General features: G+C 39.0%; 27 protein-coding genes. 9 read left to right on the forward strand and 18 right to left on the reverse strand.

Translation table 11 applies throughout. From position 1 onward, the window contains the following. The first annotated feature begins 387 nt into the window (after positions 1-387). The 4 genes from N780_RS10645 to N780_RS10660 all read left to right on the forward strand — a co-directional run bounded on the left by N780_RS10645 (position 388) and on the right by N780_RS10660 (position 4,287). Positions 388-1,653, forward strand: coding sequence for a hypothetical protein (locus N780_RS10645; RefSeq protein WP_036783614.1), 1,266 nt, complete (start codon positions 388-390; stop codon positions 1,651-1,653). Between the two features lie 193 nt (positions 1,654-1,846). Then, entirely contained in the window at positions 1,847-2,692 is an 846-nt protein-coding gene (locus tag N780_RS10650) for an HAD-IIB family hydrolase (RefSeq protein ID WP_036783616.1), read from the forward strand. Positions 2,693-2,839: 147 nt separating this feature from the next. Further along, entirely contained in the window at positions 2,840-3,160 is a 321-nt protein-coding gene (locus N780_RS10655) for an ArsR/SmtB family transcription factor (protein ID WP_036783618.1), read from the forward strand. Between the two features lie 257 nt (positions 3,161-3,417). After that, positions 3,418-4,287 (forward strand): permease, encoded by an 870-nt coding sequence (locus N780_RS10660; protein ID WP_036783620.1) that lies wholly within the window; start codon positions 3,418-3,420, stop codon positions 4,285-4,287. A 279-nt stretch (positions 4,288-4,566) separates the two neighbouring features. Here N780_RS10660 and N780_RS10665 read toward each other — a convergent pair whose 3' ends face one another. Further along, positions 4,567-5,010: a GNAT family N-acetyltransferase gene (locus tag N780_RS10665; protein ID WP_036783622.1), complete on the reverse strand. Its 444-nt coding sequence runs from the start codon at positions 5,008-5,010 to the stop codon at positions 4,567-4,569. Positions 5,011-5,022: 12 nt separating this feature from the next. Then, a complete protein-coding gene (locus N780_RS10670) occupies positions 5,023-5,427 on the reverse strand; it encodes a hypothetical protein (protein ID WP_036783624.1) in 405 nt (134 codons plus the stop codon). 184 nt (positions 5,428-5,611) lie between these two features. On the opposite strand from N780_RS10670, the gene N780_RS10675 reads away from it, so the two are divergent. Then, complete coding sequence (locus N780_RS10675) at positions 5,612-5,926, forward strand: hypothetical protein (RefSeq protein WP_036783626.1); 315 nt, start codon at positions 5,612-5,614, stop codon at positions 5,924-5,926. 21 nt (positions 5,927-5,947) lie between these two features. Then, positions 5,948-6,454, forward strand: a complete 507-nt coding sequence (locus N780_RS10680) for a hypothetical protein (protein ID WP_036783628.1) — start codon at positions 5,948-5,950, stop codon at positions 6,452-6,454. A 59-nt stretch (positions 6,455-6,513) separates the two neighbouring features. Here N780_RS10680 and N780_RS10685 read toward each other — a convergent pair whose 3' ends face one another. The 5 genes from N780_RS10685 to N780_RS10705 all read right to left on the reverse strand — a co-directional run bounded on the left by N780_RS10685 (position 6,514) and on the right by N780_RS10705 (position 8,894). Further along, positions 6,514-7,074: a hypothetical protein gene (locus N780_RS10685; protein ID WP_036783630.1), complete on the reverse strand. Its 561-nt coding sequence runs from the start codon at positions 7,072-7,074 to the stop codon at positions 6,514-6,516. 98 nt (positions 7,075-7,172) lie between these two features. Continuing rightward, positions 7,173-7,475: a hypothetical protein gene (locus N780_RS10690; RefSeq protein WP_052115012.1), complete on the reverse strand. Its 303-nt coding sequence runs from the start codon at positions 7,473-7,475 to the stop codon at positions 7,173-7,175. 46 nt (positions 7,476-7,521) lie between these two features. Beyond that, positions 7,522-7,734, reverse strand: coding sequence for a hypothetical protein (locus N780_RS10695; protein ID WP_036783632.1), 213 nt, complete (start codon positions 7,732-7,734; stop codon positions 7,522-7,524). A gap of 241 nt (positions 7,735-7,975) precedes the next feature. Continuing rightward, the gene (locus tag N780_RS10700) at positions 7,976-8,161 is read right to left on the reverse strand and encodes a hypothetical protein (RefSeq protein WP_036783634.1); all 186 of its coding nucleotides are present in this window, start codon (positions 8,159-8,161) and stop codon (positions 7,976-7,978) included. Positions 8,162-8,207: 46 nt separating this feature from the next. After that, positions 8,208-8,894, reverse strand: a complete 687-nt coding sequence (locus N780_RS10705; protein ID WP_036783635.1) for a DNA alkylation repair protein — start codon at positions 8,892-8,894, stop codon at positions 8,208-8,210. 293 nt (positions 8,895-9,187) lie between these two features. On the opposite strand from N780_RS10705, the gene N780_RS10710 reads away from it, so the two are divergent. Further along, entirely contained in the window at positions 9,188-9,604 is a 417-nt protein-coding gene (locus tag N780_RS10710; RefSeq protein ID WP_036783637.1) for a hypothetical protein, read from the forward strand. Between the two features lie 176 nt (positions 9,605-9,780). Here N780_RS10710 and N780_RS19235 read toward each other — a convergent pair whose 3' ends face one another. Then, entirely contained in the window at positions 9,781-11,001 is a 1,221-nt protein-coding gene (locus N780_RS19235) for a hypothetical protein (protein WP_052115013.1), read from the reverse strand. Positions 11,002-11,184: 183 nt separating this feature from the next. Here N780_RS19235 and N780_RS10720 point away from each other — a divergent pair, with 183 nt between their 5' ends. Together N780_RS10720 and N780_RS10725 are read left to right on the forward strand one after the other, a co-directional pair. Next, complete coding sequence (locus N780_RS10720) at positions 11,185-11,388, forward strand: helix-turn-helix transcriptional regulator (protein ID WP_036783639.1); 204 nt, start codon at positions 11,185-11,187, stop codon at positions 11,386-11,388. Position 11,389: 1 nt separating this feature from the next. Next, entirely contained in the window at positions 11,390-11,683 is a 294-nt protein-coding gene (locus N780_RS10725) for a hypothetical protein (protein WP_036783641.1), read from the forward strand. A 184-nt stretch (positions 11,684-11,867) separates the two neighbouring features. Here N780_RS10725 and trhO read toward each other — a convergent pair whose 3' ends face one another. From trhO to N780_RS10775, 10 genes are all read right to left on the reverse strand, one after another. Next, a complete protein-coding gene (trhO, locus tag N780_RS10730; protein ID WP_036783643.1) occupies positions 11,868-12,836 on the reverse strand; it encodes an oxygen-dependent tRNA uridine(34) hydroxylase TrhO in 969 nt (322 codons plus the stop codon). A gap of 134 nt (positions 12,837-12,970) precedes the next feature. Next, entirely contained in the window at positions 12,971-15,415 is a 2,445-nt protein-coding gene (locus N780_RS10735) for a DEAD/DEAH box helicase family protein (RefSeq protein WP_232299525.1), read from the reverse strand. Further along, on the reverse strand, positions 15,402-15,725 hold the full coding sequence (locus tag N780_RS10740) for a nucleoside triphosphate pyrophosphohydrolase (RefSeq protein WP_036783645.1): 324 nt from the start codon (positions 15,723-15,725) through the stop codon (positions 15,402-15,404). Before N780_RS10740 ends, N780_RS10735 begins: the two co-directional genes overlap by 14 nt. A 95-nt stretch (positions 15,726-15,820) precedes the next feature. Further along, on the reverse strand, positions 15,821-17,512 hold the full coding sequence (locus N780_RS10745) for a DNA cytosine methyltransferase (RefSeq protein ID WP_036783647.1): 1,692 nt from the start codon (positions 17,510-17,512) through the stop codon (positions 15,821-15,823). A 132-nt stretch (positions 17,513-17,644) separates the two neighbouring features. Next, positions 17,645-18,556: a PD-(D/E)XK motif protein gene (locus N780_RS10750; RefSeq protein WP_036783649.1), complete on the reverse strand. Its 912-nt coding sequence runs from the start codon at positions 18,554-18,556 to the stop codon at positions 17,645-17,647. A gap of 14 nt (positions 18,557-18,570) precedes the next feature. Beyond that, positions 18,571-19,950 (reverse strand): DNA cytosine methyltransferase, encoded by a 1,380-nt coding sequence (locus tag N780_RS10755; RefSeq protein WP_232299526.1) that lies wholly within the window; start codon positions 19,948-19,950, stop codon positions 18,571-18,573. Further along, positions 19,907-20,617, reverse strand: a complete 711-nt coding sequence (locus tag N780_RS10760; protein WP_052115014.1) for a DUF6339 family protein — start codon at positions 20,615-20,617, stop codon at positions 19,907-19,909. Before N780_RS10760 ends, N780_RS10755 begins: the two co-directional genes overlap by 44 nt. A gap of 15 nt (positions 20,618-20,632) precedes the next feature. Next, a complete protein-coding gene (locus tag N780_RS10765; protein WP_036783651.1) occupies positions 20,633-21,577 on the reverse strand; it encodes a hypothetical protein in 945 nt (314 codons plus the stop codon). Continuing rightward, positions 21,574-23,694, reverse strand: a complete 2,121-nt coding sequence (locus N780_RS10770; RefSeq protein WP_052115015.1) for a hypothetical protein — start codon at positions 23,692-23,694, stop codon at positions 21,574-21,576. The genes N780_RS10765 and N780_RS10770 overlap by 4 nt, the downstream gene beginning before the upstream one ends. Then, entirely contained in the window at positions 23,691-26,525 is a 2,835-nt protein-coding gene (locus N780_RS10775; protein WP_036783653.1) for a Z1 domain-containing protein, read from the reverse strand. Before N780_RS10775 ends, N780_RS10770 begins: the two co-directional genes overlap by 4 nt. Positions 26,526-26,613: the final 88 nt, after the last annotated feature.

A 26,613-nucleotide genomic window follows, 5' to 3' on the forward strand; every position in this document is an offset into this window, starting at 1 on the left:
AAACCTTTCTTTTTTGGTAATGGTTGGATCCCAAACTCTATCTTTTACCTTAATAAAGATAACCTGAAAGAGCAAACCGCGGGATAAGGGGACAGGTACCTCGTCCCACCTTAGCAAAGGACGAAAGATCTCTTACCTTTTACAGTCATCCATTTCCTAAAGGTAAAGGAGACCCTCAATCTATGACTTTTCATAGGGAAATGTAACAAAAACGGCAGAGAAGCGCTTGATCTCTGACGTTATCTATTAAAAAATATTTAAGATGTAACTGATCCCCACTATTTTCCTAAGGAACCACAAGAAGCCCCCCTGCATCACACTCTCTCGGAATTGAAACCTTTCCCCATCATTTTCGTACAATATAAGAGTTGATAGGAGGGCCTTTGATTGAAACAAAAACAAGAAGCAATTGCAGAACGGATGAAAAGGAAGTTTGGACTTGAGGATTATAGCCTAGAGCGCACACATCTTCACAGAGAAGTCGAAGCGTTTGAACAAACACAATATATATATAACATGGAATGGTTTCCGGAAGGCTCAGGGCCCGTTGAAGACGACTTGAACCCAGAAGGAACGGCATCCATCGATGTTGACTTACATACTGGAGAATTAAGAAGTCTGATTTTTGTAGGTGGTGTGAGTGAGGCAAAGACCCCAACATTGCATGATGAACAAGACGTCATCCATTGGGTTGAAAAGGAGACAGGACTCACACGCGGGGAGCATTTCATTTTAAAAAGTAAACAGGATCGAATATACATGTTCTCCTCGGCAGTAAACGGGATTCAAACCAACCCACCGGGCATCATTTCAGTTGAGTTGAATGACAAAGATGAGCTCGTGTTCTTCACCATTCACGGCTATTTTCCAGAAGTGCATGAGGTACAGGATGAATCTTTTTCTTTATCTCTAGAAGACATTCCTAATCTCATCACGGACCAATTAATGCTTGTAAACTTTCCTATAATGGAAGCCAAACGTTTTGAATCGGTCTATGCATTAGAAGAGATCTACATAACGAACGACGGCAAAAAGACTCGTCCTTTTTACATTACCGATTCGGTTCATCTTGTTCCCATTGGCGAAAGGATGACCTATGAACCACGTGTAGATGAGCGTTTTCATGAAGAAAAGATCGATTTATCTGATGAGGTGACCGTTGAACAGGCAGAAAAGCGTGAGCCCCATCCTGATCTGATTCCTATATCAGAAGAAATGGTTGAAAACACACGGGTTGCAGTACACCGATTCTTACAAGTGGTGTACCTGGGTGATTCCGGTAACTGGACCTTACAATCTGTGGAACGCGAAAATGGCTATCTACTAGCACGAATTGAAATCGCGAAGAAAACGAATGACTTTTATAAGAGAAAGTTACATCTCTTCCTAAACACGAACGGCACTAAAGTACTTACCTACGTTGAGAATGATATCTTCAGTGAAATGACAGCCGATTTCGAAGAAGCAGAAGCAGCAACCGTAACAAAACAAGAAGCCTTGAATCTCCTAAACGATAAAATCACGCTCACCCCTGTATACGTATTAGATCACACGAAAAAACAATATACGTTATACGGGAAGCTCGACTGTAAGTATGGAGTAGACGCACATAGCGGTGAAATAAAACGTTTATCTGACGTTGGTGCGGGATGAGGGGACATGGGGATGAGGGGACAGGTCCCTTGTCCCACAACTTCTCGCTTCAAAGAAAACGACACCAAGCTCTCTAATCTCTTACGTATCCATGGACGCTCTAAGCCTCAACCTGATCAGTCTTTCTATAATCATTTACACACTATACAATAAACTTATTAATCCTAATGAAATCTCAAGGAGGTATGAACATATGGACGCCAACAAAATAACGAAATTCAAACAAGTCAAAGACGTTCGCAACCCGAGCACTATCGTATTCTTCGATTTCGACGAGACGTACTACCCCCATGAACTTAACCCACATCGATACGATAAGCTCCGTGAATTAGAAAACTACTTATTGAACCAATCAGAAGAAGGAAAGCTTGTGTTTGGCTGGGTGACAGGGAGCAGCGTGGAATCCGCAATGGATAAAATGGAAACTGGTGGCTTATCACTACTCCCCCACTTTATAGCAAGTAGCTTAGGGACAGAGATCACCTACTTTCATGAAAACTCCTTCAATAAGAAAGATAGAGAATGGAAGGGATTCTTAGATCAAACTATATTCTCACCTGCCCTAGTTGACCGCATTGTAAAAAGCCTAGAGGAAGAACACAGCATTTTCTTAAAAGCCCAAACGAATTTGGGCGATGCTCCCTATAAGAAAAACTTCTACTACCAGGAAGAGTCTTCATCAGTCGATGAAATCAACCTTGATACGATCCGAAAAAACGCCTATCACAATGGCATCGCTGTAAATATAAACAAGTGTAACCCTTTGGCAGGTGACCCCGAAGATAGCTATGATATTGACTTTATCCCGCTTGGAACGGGTAAGGAAGAAATTGTGGCATTTATGCTTCGTAAATACCAGGTGAATAAAGCGAATGCATTTGCTTTTGGAGACAGCGGGAATGATTTACGCATGCTCCACGCGGTGGGGAACGGATTCTTGGTGGCAAACGCTACAGAAGAGGCCAAATCGAAGTATTCCAAACAATCGCTCGGCAGCTATTCAGAAGGCATCCTTCACACATTACGCTCGTTGAACTAAACAACCACAGGTAAGTCAATTATGATTCGACAAGACACAACCTCATACAATAAAATCAATTTTTTTTGATTAATACAATTGACTTTCCAATCTCTGCATGCAATACTTATATTAATCAAAATAATTTGATTAAGGAGATGGAGCCTCATGAAAGAACTGCCTATCATAGAAGTCAATGAAACTACAGACTTTGCCCCTTATGTCCAAAAGTTTAAAGCCTTAGCCGATGAACAGCGTTTAAAAATCATGAACATTCTCACCACTAACGGCAGATCATGTGTGTGTGATTTAGCTGAAGAAATGCAGTTACCACAATCGAAGCTCTCTTATCACTTGAAAATCCTTTGGAAAGCCAATGTAATCACAAAGGACACCGAGGGAACCTGGAGTTATTATGCAATAAATGAAAACGAAATAGACGCTTTGTTGTCCGAACAATTGTGTTGTTTATTTAAACCTAGTAAATAAGCGAATGATTACTAGGTTTTTAAATACTTAATAAATCAAATTTATTTGATTAAGGAGGAAGATCGTATGTTTTATGAATTTGAATACTATGTGTTAAAAAATCATCACATGCAGCAAAAGAAACTTCAAAATGTCAGCCCGCCACGTAAAACTCGGAGCTATAATCCCTTCAACTCCATGAAGAACATATTTACATTCGGATCAAAACCATCACCTAAATGTTGCTCTGTTAAATGTTGTTAGGAGGGGAATGAGACATGATCATGGAAACCCTGAAGAGCTTTATTATGATTGGATTTGAATTAGTTGCCTTATTTGTGGGAGTTTCATTTCTAATGAATTACCTGCAAAAATACATTCCCTACGAAAAAATAGACCAATACTTTTCTGGCAGGAATAAATTTCTGGGTTCTGTATTTGCCGTTGTCTTTGCGTTTGTTACACCCTTTTGTTCTTGTTCCACTATACCGCTTGTTGTGAATATGCTTCAAAAGAAACTTAACTTTGGATTCGTTATGATCTTCCTTTTCGCCTCTCCTTTATTAGATCCAACGATTCTCACCGTAATGGGTGTCATTTTAGGATGGAAGGTCACGATTATTTATACGATCATTACCACCGTTTTCTCTATTCTCATTGGGTTGGCTATAGAATATATGAAATTTGATAAATACGTAAAGAATGTGGTGATGACAGGATTCTCCTTACAAAATAAAATGGACTCTTCCTTTAAATCAGCCTGGAGAGAAACAGTCGGGTTAATGAAGACTGTATTCCCCTACCTTCTTATAGGAGCTCTGATCGGTTCATTGATTCATGGAGTCGTGCCTACTGAAGTCGTGTCGAATGTGTTTGGGGGAGATGCCTGGTGGCTCATTCCAATTGCAGCCGTTATCGGTATCCCGTTATATATAAGGTTGTCTAGCATGATCCCTATTTCTCAAATCTTAGTGATGAAGGGCATGGCACTTGGTCCTGTAATGGCCATGTTAATTAGCTCAGCCGGAGCCAGCCTGCCAGAAGTTATCTTACTAAAGTCTATATTCAAGAAACCCTTAGTCATTACGTTTGTCGTATCCGTTATCCTAATGTCCACAGTCTCAGGATTTATTTTCTATATGATATAAGTACGCTCAATTAATCAAAAAAAGTTGATTAATCGAAAAAGGAGGTGATCCCATGAAAAAACTACTCCAAGCCCTAACAGGTAAGAACAAAAAGAAAGGTTCAGACTGCTGTAAAGTTGAAATTAAAGAAACCAAATAAACGGGATGAGGGGACAGGTACCTTGTCCCGCAATGTAAGGCTAACAGAAGTAAGTTCAAGAGAAGGGCTGATTTGAGAAGTCTTTCGATCATTAAACCAGAAAAGGGCCGGGATCTACCGCATCCCAGCCCTTCGTTTTATCACACACAATATTCAAAGATAAGCTCCCCATTCGGATCGCGCTCATGTATGTACTCAAACCCCAAACTTTCATACAAGTACCGTGCCCCTCTATTCTCCTCTATAATACTTAAGTAAAGCACATTCACCCCGTAGTCCCTCGTGACAACATCGATCAGCTTCGTCATCACCAATCTCCCCAGCCCTTTTCCCTGCTCATCTTGGTCAATAATCACCCGATCAATCCACGTTTCACCATTTCGACCCACACACCCATACATCGCAAACCCGACTACCTTGTCATCAGAATAGATAGCAACAGGATGCCACTCCGGATAAGCCGCCGCTTCCTCCAAGCATTCATCGACTGTTTCGATAAAATGTTCCTGCTCGGGCTTCACCCTTACGCCTCGAACAATTCTTTCATTCTTTTCATCAATCTCCTGAAAATAGACCTGGCTCATGCCCATCCCCCATCATTTCACAAACATATCTCTTAAAATGCCCCCATGTTCCGGACGCAACACGCCATATCGCCGCCCTTCTTCCTCACTCATGATCACAGCGAACACTGGCTTATCAGTAAACCAAATATCATATTCCACTAACCGCTCCGGCATATCTTCTTCTTGTTCATAGTAATACACCGCCCTCACATCGGCCTTTCTCACCATACTGGCATTTTTATCCTCCCATTGAATCTCCTTCATAACGTCACGAATGGTTTGGATCGAGTCGGCATCTGTAATCATGTCTACACCTGTGTTGTCCTCCCCTGGAGTTACGTGTTGAACATCTACTCTCGTGAGCTCCCCGAACCTCCCAGAACAAGCTGTTGTCACGAATAATACAAAAAGAACAAGCAGAATGCGCTTATTCATATTCCATGCACCTCCAAAGATATAGACATTTCGACCGCAGAAAGGTTAAATCTAACAAATGATAGATGAGCCATCTGCCTTGCTTTTTTTGTAAGTCGTTTACTGGATATTTGTGTTAAAATGTAACCATTATACATAAGGTCGTTGAATAAAATAAGTAAAAACACAAAGGAGAAATCTAACGATGTACGGTAACCTAAACCTTGCAAGCCTCTTTCTAGGACTCCTTGCTTGGGGCCTTCCCATGATCAGCCTCATGCGTGACCATTCAAAAGCAACGAACAACTGGATGATATTATCCCTCATAAGTCTTAGCGCTTGCGGGATTTCACTAGTCTGCCAGATTCTATACATCTATCACAAGGTGTCGGTTGGAGATCTGGCGGCTCTTATGGACACCATGTATGCCGTGGCTATTGTCTCTTCCATTCTACTTATTGTAACGATTCTACTAAATGCCATTACACTGAACGTGTATCGCAAAGCAAAAACATTCTAATATTCGATTGGGAGGAAAGAAATGAAGTTTTTAAAGAAGTGGCTCAGACTTGAGTTAATCGTCATTGTAGTCATTGGATTAGCAGCACTAGGGGGCCAGTATATGAACGCGTACTACGAGGACAAAGAAGAAATGGAAACGTTCCTAGATGAATATTATAATCAGGTCCTCCTCACGTCTAGCTCTGCCTCTTATGTATTAGCGAATACAGATGACCCTGAGCAGCTGGAGAAAGGGATAGATGAATTAGCCAAGAGGATCGATAAGCTCGATACCTTGCTCTCCACGGGTCACACCTACGTGGATGACCATATTTCAGTGAAAGGTTTCGCCGAATCTGTTGAGCTACAAGAGATCGAGAACAGCACACCATCAGAATCACAACTAAACAACATCGAGAATTTGAAAAAAGCTATGGATCACATAGCCGGCGAACTGCGTTCAGATGATCCGGCTCGTGACAATAAAACGGTTAGTGTAGAAACGTTTAATGACATTTTGTCTGAGGGTATCGATTACTTATTGTAAGCTCTAAGGAGTAAGAAACAAGGGCTCTGTAACCTTTTGAAGCAAGACGTTTATCCAGGTTACAGAGCCCTTCCTTTCTGGCTATCCCGCTCTTTTCTTGGCCAAATAAAATACGTAATCGCGATCAAAAGGTCAACCCCTAACGCAACGGTCCATATTCGTAACACGTTCCCTAACGCTTCTGTTCTAGAAGCGTCGTCTATGAAGAAAATCATCCCCAATAAAAGGCCCGCACCAATCATGTAAGAGAAGACATGTCTCCCCCATCCTTTTAGGTAATGAATGGAGAGCTCATACCCAGTCCGCTTTGTTGGTTTTGACCCTTCTTTTGTTATATAGTATTGAAATCTCTTGTCCGCCCATTCGATCATACTTTTCCCAAAGCCAATGGAAACGCCTATATAAACGGCAGCAACAGCATGTGCCGTTGTGGCGGTCGCTCCTCGGTATAAATCGAACCCGGTCATGAGTAATAACAGTAAATCAATGACAGGGGTTAGCGCTAAGAGAAATAATCCCAGCTTATCTTTCTTCAGCATATACCTTGTGAATAATCCTAAACCAATGACGACCCAAAACCCAATTTCACAGGCCACGATCATCCAAGCAATAACGTTCAAAAAGCCACCCCCCAAATAGAACGAGAACGTTTTATACGATCTGCACTCTCCCACCGATAAACTACGCTAAGATCATCCACTGTATGACAACAAACCAGTTAATGCAAAACCATCGCCATCATGACAGCGGTCAGAACAGTAACTACAAAAGACCCGACAATCATCCATTGCGGTACGGCTTTGTTTCTCACTTTCGCTATAAATAATTCACTCCCATTAACAAGTAAAAATAAAAGCAACGCGGGAATGCCTAATGAATCAACCGTTATTTCTTTACCCATAACAACCATCAAAGGCACAAACAAGAGCCCATATATAATCGCCATGTTAAACCCATTGCTCCTCGGACCTAAGACCCCATCCCTAGACTTGTTTACTTTAGGTGTAGCAGATGTCGACACCTTTCATCCCTCCCCTTTCAAATAAACTTAGGGGTAATGTAAGCACTTAACTACCGTAAGAGTCATGATCCCCCTCTTTGCCGTTCGCCTTTTTAGTTTGATTCTTTCTAAGTCTGTAATAGACCACCCAGAATAAAATAACGACTCCAATACCACAAAAGGCTGCAGATTCCACCGGAAGAAAATAAATAAGTGACATAGCAGCTATTAAAAATGGAGGCATCAGCATCCAGTAAAGTTTGTTTTTTAAGTGACTCACCCTAAGCCTCCCCATTTATCTTAACTAGCATAATTTACCATTATTTTAACACACTCCTATTCAATATGGTGAATACGATATCTTTTTAAAAAACGAACCTCCAATTAGTATGGAAGTTCGCTTCTCTATGATCTCGGGTTTCACCAAAGACGTTTATTTACATTTTCTTATGTAGAGTTACCTCGCAACTTGCTGTCTGCTTACGTATATAAAACAGAATTTAGCTTTAAGAATGCCGATTTTATAGCCCCTGATCACTCTGCTCTTCTCTTATCAAGCGGGATTCTTCCTTTTTTATTTCCAAATCAATCTTCTTTTCCTCTATCTCTAACTCTTTCTTTTTTAGGTCTGCTTCTAATTTCTTCACATATCCATAATAGATCAGTGCCAAGCCCGTCATAACGGTAATATAAAAAAACAAACTCATATGATTCCCTCCTCTCATGGGGACAGGCCCCTTGTCCCACTGCCATTCAATTAACGTGCTTCTTGATATACTTCAATCCTTCACGTCTACTTAATTTTGATAACGAATCGTTCCTATCCATAAAATCCTGCACCCAATCGGCATCTGTTTTTGAATATTCTCTTAGAATCCAGCCAATCGCCTTATTGATAAAAAACTCATCAGATCCCGTGTTTTCTCTAATGATATCCTCAAGTAATTGAAGATCAGTCTTTTCTTTATATTTCAGCTGGAATAAGATCATTACGCGGCGCAACCAAATATTTGGCGACGCTCTCCACTCTTTCCCCACTGTTTGCAAAAGGTGAGGATATTCCGCAAACAAACGAGAGGCATGCTTGCCGGCGATATGGTCCACCGTGTCCCACCAGGATTTATGAACGGTCATGTATTCAATCAGCGCGGCTTCCTGTTCTCTGATGCCGTATTTCTTTATGTATTCATCCACTAGTCTCAAGGCTACCATTTGGTATTCTCGTTCTTCTTTTGACCAAAGCACCTTTACCACAGCAGGGATCTCATCTGGTGAAGGGATACCTTCTTGTTTGATATGCTCCTTCATAATGACTTTCAATGGCTCAGCCTGGATGCCGTAGAATGAGAATTGGTTACGCATGTATTGGGCCATCTTTTGGGCTTTTTCTTCGTTCTGATTGTCTTCCATGCGTTCTTGTAATGGTTCGATCGAATACATATCATTCGCCCCCTTTTATGTATTGGCTTCATCATCTATAAGTTTCATTATAACAGCGATTTGAGAACCTGTTTGACAGTTGCTACTAATCTGCCCTGTCATTACTAGAAGACCACATTTGAAGTTTTATAAAAATAAGGTAAAATTAACTAATATTTAGAAAAAAGATTGGAGCTTTCAACATGTCTATCGTTTCGTATTCCAAATTCAATATTTTCAAAGACCACATACAGTCACGATCTAAGCCAATCAACACATGTATCCCATACCCTATACAGAAAGGTGGATTCTAGTTGAACGAAAAATATCTTGGTTTGACTCTTCTTTCTTTTATACTCATCTTTTCACTAGGCACTATGGTAGTAGAAACACTAGAAGGCACAAAAATTACGACGTCAGAATACGTTGGATTAACTGACGACCTTGGCTTGATACTCTTCTTTGCTTTCTATTGGTTCATCGCTTACTTTCTCTTCTGTTTAGTTGGGTTCTTAGTGAATCGGTACTTTCACTCGTTCCTTTTAAAAATGGTTTTGTTCCTAGCAATATCCTTAGGCATTGCACATTGGTTTTTCAACCATTTATATGGGTATGGAGATTTTATACATGAATATGACCTTAATATTGGGACGTTTTATATTATTTTCTTTTTGTGTGGTTTAGCCTATTCTGTTTTAGAGCATGTGATCTACCGTATGCAAAGTAAATAGGCTACAACTTTGGTTAGTTGCAGCCTATAATTCTTATATATCCTTCTATCCTCTTTCGTGAACCGCTGGGTTGTTTTGCCGAATTAATTTCCCTTGGACAACCCTGATCTATTAATCTAAATAAGCTAGAACCATCCCTACGCTTCTTAGAGCTTCTCTAAACTTTCTTTAATGAATCACACCCTCACAAGCAACGCCTTAAACTCACTATTCTTCTCGTCATCAAGAATCAAAAAGGGAACCCACTCTAGCTGATATTCCTCCCCCAATGACAGTACTCCTTCACGAGCTACCATCGTTCCCGTAGAAGCTTCCACCTTCCAAGCAAGATCTCCTGTTAGCGTTCTCCCTTCATGAATACGAAAATCAGAATCTACCGTATCCGTATTCACCGGTTTCTCCCAATATAATTTATCGTTCGTGATTATTAGCGCATAGGCACTCACATCACGTCTATCTTTCGTTATATCCTCTAACTTACTGAGATCACGCAGGTAATCGTACCTCCCTTGATCCTGAGCTCCCTGGTGTTTTAAATCAATATGTATATCATTATGAAGGGTGTTAAGCTTCGCTGTTTTATATCGGACTTCAATCGCTAAGACCTCCAGACCTTTTTCCGCCCACAGATCCACCTTTTCATTTCCTACCTGCTTATTCAAATCTACAGAGTATCCGATTGATTCTAAGTGCGCAGTCAATTTACTCGTAAGATCCTGTTGAGAGGTGGGTACTTGTTCTAAATGGGTGAACGAGTTGAACCACTCTTTTTCATCTTTGGATACCTTCTGAATCATATATTGAAAATCTCCACCACGGTTAGGGAATTGACTATAGGAATGCCAGTTCATCGTATAATTCCCTTTTAGTGAAAGGGCCTCTTCTCTTCCCTTCATCGTCCCTTTTCCAGTTTGCTCACCCCAGCTTAACGTTCCATGGATCTCTTTTCCTTCATGAATTCTAAACTTACGGTCAATTGCATCTACATTCTCGTTAATAGAATAATAGGAAGAGTCATTGGTAAGGAAGATAAGGAACCCTTCATCTGCCACACCTTCTGAAACCATCTTCTCCAACCGCACTAGATCTTTTAACACGTCATACCTTCCTGTATCTTGTGCCCCTTGCGTAATGAGAGAGAATTCTTCCTCTTCTAGCATGTGGTCAAACTGTTTTGTTTTGTACTTTAGTTCAATAGCATACTTATACCCATCGATAACAGCCAATATATCTAAGTACACTTTCGTACCCACTCCATGAACCTTCATTTCTAAACGAATTTTAGCATCAGGATAGCTCTCTTTAATTTCCCAGGCTAACGCATGCTGGAAATCTGCTTCGTTATGAAATAGAGGTCGTTTCTGGGACAGTTCTTTAATGATACGTTCTATGTTCATGAAATCCCCCCTAAGCATAAATATCCCTCGTCACCATTATACATCATATTTTTAACTAGTCTTGAGGTAGCACCACAGGGCCTGGTTCATACAAGGGACCTGTCCAGTCTTCCGAAAAATTTTTTGCTTCATTCCATATACTTTTGTAAGAAATATTTTACAATATTAAACAGAGGTGGGCAAATGTTACAAAATAAGTTAGTAGTTTACCGAGCAGAGAAAGGATGGACACAAGAACAACTTGCAAAAAGGGTTGGGGTTAGTCGTCAAACCATTGCAACTCTCGAAAAACAAAAATATAACCCTTCACTTATTCTTGCTTTCAAAATAGCAAATGCTTTTAAGAAGCCATTAACTGAAGTTTTTGATTATAAGGAGGACGTGTAGAATGCTAATGTTAAAGTTTCTATTCATTGCTTTAATATTTCTTGGTCAGATGTATTTATTGAAGTTCCAATCGAGTGATGAAGCAAAAGATGAAAGAGGTAAGGAAATTAAGTACAAAACAAATAATATGCTATTTATTACGTTGTATGTAGGTATTGTTTTATTAGTTGTACTCCATTTGCTTGAAATTGTTTCAACCAAATATATACCTGATATATTATTGTATTTTACACTCTTACTAAGTGTTTTTGGGAGTGTGTTTCTTTATATCAACAAGACCAAGCAAAATTATTAAACGCGGACCATGGGGACAGGTTCCTTGTCCCGCTTTCTTATATCAAGTAAAGAGGCTTAGACACAAGTTTAAAATAGCTGGTTATCAGTTCAAGTCATTAAAAACGCAGGAAATCATGATTTTCCAATCAGATTTCCTGCGTACTATTCATTTTAAGAGAGGTGTGTCCCAGCCTCATATTTATTTAAGCCTTTTCGACACTATCCTCTTCTTCTATTTGATTTAAACGAGCCTGCACATCTTTCTCACTAAGTCCATGCTCTTCCACATAACGATTACGCGGATGTGTACGGCACTCGTGACTACAGCTACGCATATATTTGTGCTCATTCTCTTCCGTCATAATCATACGACGGTCACAATCAGGGTTGCCACAGTTAGCAAAGTGTTCAGCTGGTTCGCCTGTGAAGTAATCCTCACCAACGATAGTATGCTCGACCTGATTAACCGGTACAGTCAGACGATCGTCAAAGACAAACATTTGACCATCCCATAGCTGTCCTTTTACTTCAGGATCTTTTCCGTAGGTAGCAATACCGCCTTTAAGCTGTGCTACCTCAAATCCTTCTTTCATCATCCAGCCAGAGAACTTCTCACAGCGAATTCCGCCTGTGCAGTACATCATGACTTTCTTGCCTTCAAACATTTCTTGGTTATCGCGAACCCAATCAGGCAGATCCTTGAACGTCTCTACATCTGGACGAACGGCTCCGCGAAAGTGTCCGAGGTCATATTCATAATCATTGCGCGCGTCAAGAACGATTGTGTCCTCACGCTGCATTTGTTCCATCCAGTCTTTCGGCTCTAAGTGCTCGCCTGTAATTTCATTTGGATTATGGTTATCTTCTAAACGAAGCGTCACAAGCTCCGGACGATGGCGCACATGCATCTTCTGAAATGCATGATCGTCTGCTGCGTCTACCTTAAACGGCATCTCCGCAAAACGCTCATCCGCATGCATCGCATCCATATACGCTTGAGTCGCCTCAACCGTTCCAGAAACGGTACCATTAATCCCTTCTTCTGCTACGAGAATACGGCCTTTTAAGCCTAACTCGTTACAGAACTTTAAGTGATCCTTTGCGAACTGCTCTGGATCTTCGATTGTGACGTACTGGTAATACAGTAGTACACGGTAATCTTGATTTTCCATATTCATTTCCACCTCTTCTTTATATTTCCCAGATATAAAAAATAAGGCATTGATGTAGCTATAAGAGCTACATTCACTTACCATCATTTATTACAACATATAATTGTAATGGGGATGGGGGTAGGAAATCAAGGTTATTCTTTCTTCCATTTTCGTTCAAAGTAGTATTTCAAGCGGTATTCGCATATCTCTTCGGTCATCTTTTTTAAAAGTGCTCGATCTTTAGTCGGTACTTCAAAATTAAGAGAAAATACATTGTTTTCATACACAAGTAGCCCCTTGCTACTTCCGCTCCACTTCGTCAGCGGCATTTCACTTACGAGGTTCGCTACTTTTTTCTTGTCGTACTCAATAAGTGCCTTGGTATTTTTACTTGTGAAATCTATGTTTTTACGGTAAGGCTTTTCTGTTAAATAGGAATGGAAATAAGGAGCTATCTCCTCTGGTGTTACAGACTGGACCCAATCCACTTCACCCCGGTCCAACATATACTTCAATACAACCATCTTGTAACTCTTCGTCATAGGTGTTCGTTCTACTTCCTCTATCCAGTCCTTGTAGGTTTCATATATCGTCTGTTCTTCTATTGTTAATTCATCGTTTGCGCTAAGGAAACCAGCATAACTCTTCCATATCTGCTTGAATTCCTTGACAGATACAGTGCTGTTCAGATGCATTTCCCAGTAGGTTGGGCGTCTGCCAAGCTGTTCTTTCACTTGATCATAAGCCAACTTCACACGGTCTTTTCTCGGGCTTCGCTTCTTAAGTAGCTCTTCCAACAGTTGAACAGCCTTAACGTCTAAGTTGATCTCACAATTAGCAGGTGTTACCGGGTGAACTTGTCCCTTTTTCTTACCTTCACCCTCTTCTGTGCCGAGAAGTTTCAGTTTCACATCTGCATTCCGATAATTACCGATTAAGTCAATAACCGTACAATGCGTTTTTTCAATATGCTTACGTAAACCACGACCAATTTGCTGAGTAAAGACGACAAGTGATTCTGTAGGCCTAGCAAATAACAGTGTATCAACAGAAGGGATATCAACGCCCTCATTAAATAAATCAACCGTAAAAATCACATCAATTTCTTTTCTATCAAGCTTATCGATCGCTTCTTTACGTGACATTCCCTCCGTTTTGGAATGCAGACTAATCGTTTGATAGCCATGAGAATTAAAGTAACGCGATAAGAAATTTGCTTGTTTAATAGACGAACAAAAACCGATCGTCCTCGTTTGTTTATGTTTCTCCCAGTTACTCAGAATGTTATCAGCCGTGTGTTCTTGGAGCTGGGCTTGTGCCAATTCCTCCTCATCATAGCGACCTCCAAGCCAGGTTATCTCTGAATAATCAATATCATCATAGACACCGTAGTAATGGAAAGGAGACAACCATCCTCCTTGAATCGCCTGGATAAAGTTCATTTCATAAGCTACGTTTCCATCACAAAGGGCAAAGATATCCTGACCATCGGTACGTTCAGGAGTTGCGGTTATTCCCATCAGGAATTTAGGAGAAAAATAGTCTAACACCTTTTGGTAAGAGCGGCTTGAAGCATGGTGAAACTCATCGACAATAATTAAATCAAAATCATCTGGATTAAATCTCTTCAAATGGTCTTGAATACTTAACGTAAAGATCGATGCAAAAATCATATCCGCATCTGCATTTTTCTCTTTCCCGTTGTAGATCCCAGCAAGCTTTCCTACATTCACATGTTCGAATGAAGCTTTAGCCTGATGTAGAATCTCTTCTCGGTGAGCAACGAAAAGGATTCTGTTAAAATGTTCAGCAAAAAAAGCAGCCAGATATGTTTTTCCTAACCCAGTCGCCATTACAACCATCGCTTTGTCGTATCCTTCTTCATACGTCGTTTGTAATGAGTCAAGGGCTTCAGGTTGAGCAAACCTTGGGCTCGGTTTTTGTTGCGTTGTTATGTAGGGTTCTGATGGTTCATTTATCTCTTCGGGGTGAGTATCTGGTCCAAGCGTGAGTTCTACCTCCTCCTTCGCAGACCACTTCTGAGCAAGATCAGGGTATTTCTGTCTAAAAGCAGCATGTTGCTCCCTATAGGTTTTTAAAGTCTCATGATTTACTTTCATTGTATTCTCTGCATAGAAAAGATGTATATACTGCTCCAAGGCGTCTTTATACACCTCACCTGAAACTTCATTTGGTATGGAAACATTCCACTCCACCCCTGAAGTAAGAGCAGATTTAGATAGATTCGAAGATCCCACAATTAATGAACCTTGATCCTTAACATTAAACAAAAATGCTTTCGGGTGAAAAGATCGACCATTGCTTTGCCAAAGACGAACTTCCACCTGGTCATGAGGTAATTCGCTAAGTAGAGACAATGCCTCGGGCTGTGTGACGTATAAGTAATCCCCTGTAAGAATTTTAATATCCGCTCCTCGAGCAGCTGCTTCTTTAAGTGCAGGGAGCACCATCTTAACTCCTGACTTCATCACAAAAGCACTTAAGAGATAGATGGTAGAAGAAAGTTGGATATGGTGTAATACTTCATCTATCAAGTTGCTTGTTAGTAACTTTGGTTCCCGGCTAGTCTTCAACACTTATTAAAAACACCTTATCGTAGAATGAGCCACGCTTCTCAGCTTTTTCTTTACGCACCTTTTCCACTTCCTCCATTGAAGAGCCATGTTGTTCCGCTAGGACATTCATAAGTTCCAGCATATCAGCAAGTTCCTCAAGAGCATCTTTGTCGTTATCAGCATTTAGGTATTCTTCTGTTTCTTCCTCTAGTTTCTTTCTAAGTTCAGAATGGTACTCTTCATCTGGTAGTATATTGGTTTTAAATGATTTTCCAGTCTTCTCTATGACTTGTGGGATTAGGTCTCTTACTAGTTTATTATATGTAGGCATTCTATTACCTCCGCATTATATTTGATACTATGTTAGCACTATTGTTAGTTCTGCTAAAAGAAAAGCCACCGGGAAAGTGACTTTTCTTTTACTTTTTATACACTTGTAACTTCTGGATAAAATAGGGTTCTTAAAGGGATTTTTGCTTTGGACCCCATTGATTCCAAAAGAGCTTCAGCAATAGCTCTTGCCAATAATGGAGGTACAGCATTCCCGACTTGCTGATATTGGGCATCCTTACTTCCGCAAAAGATATAGCTATCAGGGAAAGACTGCAGGCGTGCTGCTTCCCTAATACTCAACGCCCGATCTTTCTTTGGATGAATCCACATTGATTTACGTACATTAACCACAGTTCGGGACGTTGTATTATAATCCAATCTTTTATAAACCGTATTCTGCGTCCTTTCTTGGTTGCTGTAAGATGACTTTAATTTATCTTCTAAGTCATGAAAATTTTGACCAGGTGTTAAACTTTTATATCTTTCCTCAACCAATGCAGTACTTTTTGTTCTTATATGATTATATAAATCGTCTTGCTTGTCATTTAAATAAATATTTAGAGGGTTCTCCTGAAGATCATTATATAATTTTTCATACTCTTGTTTATTAACAGAAGTGGTGGTGATCGACTCTGATGGCTCTATTCCCTCTAAATCTCCAATCGCTTCGTATATTGTTTTAAAGTCACTCTTGTCGTAGAGAAGTGGAGGGATTTCAATAGTGTCCTTTTTTAGGTGATCCTTCTTCACACCCATCAAAACAAGTCGATTTCTCTCTTGAGGAACCCCATAGTGTGCAGCATTAAAAATATAACTTTTATCATTAATTATATAGCCTAGTGTATTAAGCTTGGTTATAACATATTCAAATACATTGAATGTATGAACTTTAAGAATAACCCTTCCGTTATATACAGTATATTGTTGGCCTGTTAGTTGATTTTCCTTCACTTCATCCATCTTCATTATTAGCTTTTGAGCTTCAGTGATTTGATATAAAAAGCTATCTAAATTATTTTTAATTATTTGTTCCTCAATACTTCCGGCCAATGTATCAATTAGCGATGAGTAAGCATCCTTATACAACTGGTTCACATAGCTTACGTGGTTTAATCTGTCGTTTATCATTTTTTTAAATACTCTTAAGTTAGTAGGTTTATTAAGGTATCCTAGAGCTTTACCGGGAGAATCCTTTAATTTTTTTTGTAATGCTAACAACTTCCCTAAGAATTCTTCCTGCATAATGTAACTACTTAAATCACTTTGTTTCAGTATTTCATTGTTTAGTGCTGTCGAATTTCCAATAGCAATTTCTTCTTCTTGAATATTAATACCAAGATCAAAAATTTCTTGTTTCTCTTTTTCCGTTAAGAAAAATTTATGCTTTTCAGATACCATTGTTTTTACGTTTTCCATAGCAAAAGCTCTTGGATTTATCATCTCAATAGCTCTAATATATTGCTTAACTAATTCATTATTATTTGAAATCAAAGTATTTTTTTGTCGGTTTGCATTAGAAAATCCCTGACATGGAGGACCTCCTATTACTACGTCGATATCTTGAAATTCGTTTTTTAAAGATCCATTTTCATCGCAATAGACTACCTTCCTTATATCCCTTTTAATATAAGGTGTGTCGTGTTGCTTCCTTTCCGCATTTAACTTTAACGTTTCAATAGCACTTTCATTGTTTTCTATAATGGTCTTCACACGGAAGTTTCCAGTTTGTTCAAAACCTTCACTCATTCCGCCAGCTCCTGCAAATAAGTCTAGTACTTTAAACATCTTTTAGCTCCTAGTATTAATTTACTTCTATTTTACTAAACAGATTGTACATTAGCAGCACTTAAATCCTGGCAATATACAATAAATAAGTACCCTGCCTGAATAGACAGAGTACTATTTATATATGGAAGGCTATAGTAAATCAACATTCACTTTTTCATAGTCAGTATTAGTCAGATCAACCTCAAATGTCAGAGACTTAACAGATGGATCATCCAAGCTTTTTATAAATTCCATGACCTCTTGACCAGGAAATTTATCATCTACAGGGTACTTCCTCATCTCGAGAAGTTTGTACTTTTCACTCCTGGCTAGTGAACCTTCAGCGAAACCAACAGCTTCAACCTCTCTATCAAGTTCTCCTCGATCATATCCGATGGTTATTAAATCCTCTATTAACATATCAACACTGACTCCTAGAGGAGATTTTTCAAAGCGACATAGAATAAGGTGCATATCATCACGTGCACTCGTAATTTGAAATTGACTGTTTACACTAATAATCTGCTGATACTTTGAGGTAGTAGATTTCACTTCATACGCAACGGTATCTGATTCCAAATCATGTGTAGAAAAATCAGTTGGCTTCCATTTTACATGGGTTCCTTCCTGCGCTAGATGTTTAACACTGAACATTTCACCCAAAATGCTGTGAACCAAAGGATTCTTCACAGCATTTCCAAGCAATTCTCTCCAACTCATCCACCATGTGAATGGGTCCTCAAGTATCATTTGTCTATTAACATCTTGTAACCCCAAGTCAATAAAGTCTGCACAAACCGATGCGAATTCATTTCTTAAACCTATGAGGGAAGAGGTTAATAGTAGAAACTTTTGTTGTTCATCTCCCAGTTCCAGTTCTGTCGTATAAAACTTTACATTCGCAAAATCTTCAGCTACTTTCTGTTCCTTTTCAAATCTGATACCTACACCGTAACTACCATCCATAAACATAAAAGTTCTCGCATCACATTCTTCAATATATCTTGATTGTCCTTTTTGAAGACTCGCAAATGCATCCTTGATTTCATCTAAGATATTCATTATTCCACCCTCTTCTATACAGAAACACTTTCCTGTTTAGTGCGTTCCAAATCTTGATATATTTGCTCTGCGATAGCATTTGACAGAAGTGGAGGTACTGCATTACCTATTTGTCTGAATGCCTCCCCCATAGTCCCCGGAAAATGGAAATGATCAGGGAAGGATTGAATCCTAGCTGCTTCTCTTACACTTATCCCTCTTGGTTCCCACGGATGGATGTGACTATACGTGTCTGTGGATAAATGAGCTACAAGGGTATGAGAGGGTAATGTTCGTATTAACTTCTGCCACTTATTTAAAAATTTCTCTGTGCTATATGGAGGGACAATTTTTTTTCTAAGTTTTTTATATTCTTCACTATCGGAGGATCGGATACCAAGCATTTCGCATTGTTTATTAAACATTTCTTCTGCTACCAGAGAAGCATTGTAATAATTGTCTCCTTCTTTCATTCGCTCAAAAATTTTAAAGTCCCTTTGGGTTTTCCTGAAAGAATGACCATTTACCATCCCAGCATCTATTCCGGACCAAGTCCTCATTTTAGTTTGAAATACATTCTGTGCTTCTGAAACATATGGAAATTTTAAATGTAAAGGATAAAGTTGATACTTACTCTTAGACGTTTTAAATAAATGCGGCAAATCCGATATGCTCTCTTCAACGGTTACCCATTCTGGTAAATCATCACCAGGTAAAGGAGCTGGTATAAAATGCTTGTTGGTTGCAAACTTTTTAGCCCTTCTGATACCAGGTGTTTCCTTTCCATTAATAGGTTTATGAGTAGGGAGGGGGAATGAAGAAGCAGTTACTTCCTCATCTCTATACCCAATAACAAACACTCTCTCCCTAAGCTGTGGTACTCCATAATTAGCTGAATTTAAAACAGTCCACTTCGCACTGTAATTGTTATCCTCCAGAATTTCACACACGACTTGCGGTACGTTCATGCCATCATAATTAACCGACTCCATGACATTTTCCATGACAACGACCTTAGCGTTAAGTTCAAGAGCAATACTAAGATAATCTTGAAATAAGAAACCTCTTTTATCATTTGTGTGAACTCTCTCTTCACCTAAAGAGCGTAATTTTGCCCGGCCTATTTGCGAATAGGCCTGACAAGGTGGCCCGCCTATTACAACAACGTCCTCATCTTCTAATTCTTTTTTCAAAGGTTGAAAGTCCATCTTTGTTATATCCCCGCAATGATGGTCTCTGTTCACCCCATCCTTCCAATGCAAATTATAGGATGCAGTATCTACGGCACTCTTTTCTTGATCAACACCAGAAATGATGTCATATCCTGCTTGTTTAAAGCCGTAGGAAAACCCTCCGCAACCTGAAAATAAATCAACTACTTTTAACTTCTTCTCTTGCATTTTCAAAATAATCAAATAGCTCCTTCACATATGATTGTTGTCCACCAGGATGTAAATCTGGTTCGACTGTTTTGGCTCTGGCTGTGTTTAATTTCATCACTTTACGAAAGATTTGATTATTTCTTCCTTTCTGTTCTTTGGTTAAAGAACCATAATGTCTGATAATTTCTCTGGTCAAGGTGACACGATATCCCAACGAACCTGCTCTTTCCACTAATTGAACGATATCATCCGTTGTATTACTTTTAAGCACTTCTCTGGTTGCTTCTTCGCTCCCCTGCCAAGATAAGTGAATATACCACCAAATGGCTTTTAACCATATACGTCGAGGATCTTTCCAAAAACGCCCTTCTCTCATGCCCCAACGATAATAAACAATATCAGGTATAACTTCTAAAGATAAATACCTCCAAACATTATTGTTTGAGGCCGTTCTAACATTAAAACTAGGATATTGGTTAAAGATTTGATAAACTTTCAAACCATATTCCATATCAAATCGATAGTTCCCTTTAATCAAGTCTTCTTTATTTATTTCTAAGAAACTCAAAGTGTCTTCAAATGCAGCCATCAACTCACTTCTTAAGTTCAAGTCATTTGACTTTTCATTGACCTTAGGAAAGCCATTCCATCCTGACATAATGAATTCAGCTTTTTGTTTACTTAATTCTTCCCATTTCATTTTTCAATTCTCCCCTTACATGTGATCCTCTAGATACTGCCTTATTGAAAAACTTAGACTTTCCGGCGATGATACGTCCCACCCAAAAGTAGTAATGAAGTAATGTATGGCTGCTCCAATACTCCCCGGGACCAAATCATCTCCAGATTTAACGTTTTGCCATGAACCAGATTCTTGGGCTTTATGAATGATCGTCTGTAACGAGGAAGCCATTATCTCGAGGAATAAAGGAGAGTCTTGAATCTTTTTCCCACTGTATACTTGATCGAAATTTTTATGAGCAGTATTTATACAGATCTTAACGTTTTCTTCATCAAATCCATCTTCAAGTATATCGGTCCAAGCACACACAACCCACCAAAGCGGCATCGTTTCTTCTGCTACCTCGACAATAGGGAATACGGATCCATTCCCTTCCAAAACTATTCTTGTCGTATCAATCGTACCTAAAATAAGTCCCGGCTGATTCCCAAGGTGAGTTTCATTATCTCCCGCATTACCTGGTTTAGATATATATACAATCATTTCAAGATATAGTTCATGCTTCAAATTACCAGGTGAGAAATCTAAATCCAGATCAATTTGAACAGGCGAAGCAGAGGCAGCATTAAATGTCGTTAATTTCTGCGCTCCTCGCATGTTTACAGATTTAGAGCTCCACAGAACCCCTACTGCCAATTCCGCATCTTTAGGCACTACACCATATTGGCCAAACAAAAATGCAGGGTTACTAATGTATGAGGTTCTTCTAACTATTAAGTTTTTATTGTCCGGGTCCCATTGGTAACCCGGATCTTCAAACTTAATTAAGGAGACTGATGAATTCACATCAAGATACTGAGTCTCCATATCTTGTACTACATCCGTTGTATAAGAAAATTTAAAAGGGCCTGGTTCAAAGCCCAATTTTGTAGTTAGTTGTTCGTCTATAGTTGGATATAACGCTATCGCTTGGCTCATTTGTCATCCCCCACATTATCTTTCGAAGCCAATGATCCTTGAATATTAGATTGAGTAGATTTAAAGGTAATGCTTCCATTTAAAGTAACCGGAGCGCCAGATTTGTTACTAACATTCATTCCAAAAGGCACATTAAAACGAGTTGTAACATTACGATTAATAGAAAACTCGTCGTGTTCAACCGTCTGTTCGCCTAATAGTTGAATAGGTTCTTGATTTTTTACAATATTATTTTTACCTACTTTCACGCTATCTAGATTGGCTGAAATAAAGTTTAATGGAAACGCTGAGCCTATGGTATCTTCTTTCTCCCATTTATCAGCTTGGATATCTCCACCCTCTGAAACTACTTTAAGCTCCAATAAACTAGATTTAACCTTACTACCAATAGTTAAAGTGAAAGGTAAGCTAACGGAACCAGCAGTGAAACTTGGATTCCCAGTAATCTTTAAAGTCGATTTTATCCTCGGGTCCTTCTGGTTACCAGGCTTCGTTCCACCTCCTGGTTTAGGACCTGATTGTTTCCCAAAGTTTTCAGGAGGAAGTAAAATTTCCGCTATAGCTTTTCCGACACTTGCATTTTTCCGCTCATGTTTGTCTTTATTTTTGTCCTTATATTTATCACTAATTTTTCTTCCAACATGTCCTTTAATTTTATTTACAATTAAAGGATTGCGATCATTGATGGTCCAATCCCCCCATGAAGTATGGTCAGCTTTTTCACTCTTCCTTAAATATTCCTCAAGAAGTACGCCGTTATATTCCGATTTAAGCTGGTTCTGTGAGTTAGGGATAAATAAACCTATTAGGAATTCATCTTCTTTAGTACTTGGTATGTTTTTCACCCAGCTGCCACTAGCATCGTAATTAACTATCATTCCCGGCTTTCTTATGTAGCTCATTAGAGGGGGATTCATGTCAGTTTCCTCTTGGTAGCTCACATTAGCATGCAGTAATGGATTAGCATTGTTATGCGGATAGGACATTAGAAGTTGATCTTTTGTTAGTTTAGCGAACGCTATAACTCCCGCGTTACCACTAGATGTAAATACGTTTCTTAACGAGATATCTTCTTTATAGATCTGCTCCTCACTTGTTAATAAAAGACCTTTCTTCTTTTTAAGTGAGAAAGATGTAGAGTTATATAAATCTTGGATTACTTTAAACGCTGGTAACATATCCTCAGCATTTATTCTCTTTCCATTTATACTCGTTACTAAAGGAAGGTTATAACGATAATTAACGTTTGTTATTCTTGGAGCATACCAACGCTGAATACAAATGCTCAGATAGTCTTCTAATGAAGATGTCCACCAATTTTGTCCGGTAGTTGTTGCCTTAGCATTTTTAATTAATTTATCTTCGTTTATATAAGGTATAATAATTGAGGTTCCTGTTTCTTCCCCCTTATAAGGTTCAACATTCAGATCACCAAGGAGCTCTTCAATTTCTTCATCATTTGTTAAAGGAATAGTCGTACTATGCTTGTCATTTAATGCTTCAGAAGAGTTATCCAGTTTTTTACCCCACCAGGCTATTCCTCGCTTAGGTCCTTTATCAGGAGATTCTAATAAAGTCTTTTTAGCCTTTTCATCCTCAATAAGACAAGCAGCTATGCGGGATTCGTATGCACCTGATTCTGTCTTTACGCGGCTGTAATAGATAACTAATCCGATGCCAATCCGGAAGTACACTGTTTTCCCAAGGCCCCATGAGCCCCCTGCTCCTTCTTTTTGTTGTGGTTTACTAATCTCATAGATTAAATTGATTAAATTACCGAAATTCATATCTTCAGCATCTTCATAAGTCAAGGGGCCTTCCAAACCCGTAGTATGGCCGTCTCTTACTTCCAGTAGCTTAGGTTTCTGACCTTGATACGCATGGTTTAATTTCTCTTCAATGTCTTCAAAATGGCGATTTACAGCTTCGGGAGTAAACTCTTTCACATTGTAATCAACCTTAACACTTTCAACACCATCTCTTGCTGCATCCGAACTATTCTGTATGGATTCACGGACAAGAAGATCAATAGTAGGAAGCTCATTATTTTGAATGAGTCTCATTAATGAACTTCCACTCTCAGACATTCTTTCATGTTTCGCTATTTCTATCTTCATTCTTCTTCTAAACCACCTTTATCTTTCATTTTATCAACGGGAATATCAATTTGAAGCCCTCCGTAGGAAGCACCTGTCTTGGGATTAATACCTGGGATACGAACACTGATACCTATGATGTCCTCTGGAGCGTCCAAATTGATTCTTCTGTCCCCTTCTTTGTTAATGTTTTCAGATTGTTTTTCGCCCACTGTTGAACCTTGATCAATGCAATAAATAAGGAGTTGTGGGGTACTTCCCAATTCAGCTTCTTGTCTAATCTGGGTTACATTCGGATTACTGGATGATAATTTTTTCTTAGATTCTTCTGTCAACTTTTCTTGTTTAACATCAGCTAACAAGTCTTTAGGAGCCCTTAGCACCCCAATGTTGAATGTTGTTTCATCAGAACTGTTCTTTTTCTTATTACGTGTAACCTTCCCGACACTTAGTCCATTAGAGAAACTCCACTCATTCTCTTTTTCATTGTTAACATTGCCCTTACCAGAAACAACCACATTCCAGTCACCTAAATCACCATTCTCGGTGACATTTTTAATCCAATCAATGAATGCTGGTAATTCATCTTTACCGAATGTTCTGGTCTTTTGATGGAATGAGAACTTCTCTAATAACTTAGAGGCTATATCATTAAACTTCACATTTCTATAAACATAGGAGTTCTTGAAATCAGAAACTTCTTCACCACTCAATTCTGATAAGAACGATTCCGTAAGTTCTTTATTATGTCTCATCTTTTCTTCATCATTTTCAAAGAAAATCGTTTGTGGACTGGTACCTGTGAAGTCCAGTTGTACTTTCAGTGCTGATTGTTGTTTATCATTCGAAGTAACGCGTAACCATGTTGGCCTTGGTGTGTTTTTCACACGTGGACCGAATGTACTGGGATCAGCAGAACCTATCGAGAACTGTTGAAGAGTGTCTCTAAGTTCATATTCTAAAGTCGCAAGGAACTCAAACTTTTCTTTCGTATCTTCCGTCATCCAAATTCGAGGATATAATTCGTATTTTGGTCTATATCCAAACCATCTTCCCATTTGCATTAGTGTATCAGCTTGAAGGGAACCTCTTAGGAAATAAGTACTTACAAGCCCCTCAATAGTTAATCCCCTGGAAAGAGTCGTACCACCAACGACTATAAAGGCAGTAGCATGCCCCAATTCTTCATTCTTCTTTTCGTCAGGGTAAGCTAATCTTACATACATCCCTTCATCATTCAAGCCATTGTTTGCACTATTATCCACACATAGATGTATATTTTGGTGATAATCCAGTTCTTCATTATCATCCAAAGGGATATGAGTAACATCTTTAATTAAGGTTGCTATAGAAGCTTCAATCTTATTAAATGGCATGAACCCGTACATTTTTTCGTGGTTCCCTGAATAATCCGGATATGCTTCAGTAAAATCATCGTAATTAAATCTATTAGTCTCTCGTTTCCAGACTTTCTCACAATGGCGCAAAAGATTCCGTTGACTTTCTTTTTTGAGCCATTCTCTGATTGAATTGGCAACATGAGTATGATGCTCTTGCTTTTGGCTTGTATGAACCATCATACTTATTGGTTTTTTATACCCATTCAATTTCATCGAGGCTGTAGCACATAAAAACCAGCATATTGAGTCTTTTAGTGAATCCGGCAGCTTGTTGTGCTCCCCTTTTTGCATCGTTTTAATCTCGTTGTAATCGTTATCATCGATTTCACGCACAATATCCATACCTTGGTGTTTTTCATTACCTTCAACACCGAAAATTTCTTTAGGCCCAAAATATTGAGTCACGGTACTTAGAGTCTTTATAAAACTGCTTGGGTAAAGTGATTCATCAGAATACTCGTTTAAGAAATTCGCGTATGGAGTAGCCGTGTAACTAATATAGTTCATCGCTTTCGGCTGCGCATAACTCACTTTGTCATTTTTGGTCTTTCCTGCTACCAAGTTTACAATTAGGCGGTTAATCGCTTTTCTTTCATCAGTTGTAACGTCAGCCGTGTTAATGCTCCCCTGGTCAGCCTCATCATCGATAACGAGAACCTTCATCTGTTTATATTTGTTCGGGTCCTTTTGCATCCAATCGATTAAACCTTCTAATCTTTTTTTGTTCTTTAAACAAACATACAAATGAGCGTTTTTTGAGTCGTGTAAATGTAGATTTGCTGTCTGTGAGCTAAACGGTGCATGGGCGTTGACATTCTCTAAAGGCCTCCAGTGGATGTTACCAGGATGGTTCAAATCTTGTATTAAACGTTCTTGAGTCTGTTTCCTCAAGTTTTCTACCATACCTGATAATACAATAAACATATTCCACCCATGATCTGCAGCCATTGCCATAAGAGCAGCCATATTCGCTGTTTTTCCTGATTGCACATTACCTACAACCATTCCTTTAACAGGTTCTACATCTCTTGTATCATTGCTAAGGCGTTTAAGTATAGATACACTTGATTTTTCAATCTCATCAATAGCCGTTTCCTTAAACCCTTTCTCCTTTAATTGTGATTTATACAATTGCCATGATGACTTCTCGTCCATCGGTATTTCACTTCCGTTATTTTGTGTAGAATCTGTTATCATTGCACTTTTACTACGCGCTTGGAAGTATTCAGACTCTTCTTCATTGCGTTTGATTCTTTTAACAATTTCCTTCCATTCTTCATTCTCCAAATGTTCGTACAAAAAAGTGAACTCAAGATTATTAAGAAAAGCCCTGAGACCTTCTTCATCTTCACTTCTTCCCATTTCAATTTCAGACCACTTTAGGCCCTTTTTCCGCACATCCCTTATCCAATTTCTATAACCATCATAACAAGGCATACTTAGATCTTTCATTTTGCCACTCCCCATTTATGTATTGCTATTAAATTCTTTATATTCGAAAATTCTTTAACTACATTTGTAACTTTTTCTATTAATACTT

The organism is Pontibacillus chungwhensis BH030062, assembly GCF_000770675.1.
Classification (GTDB): domain Bacteria; phylum Bacillota; class Bacilli; order Bacillales; family BH030062; genus Pontibacillus; species Pontibacillus chungwhensis.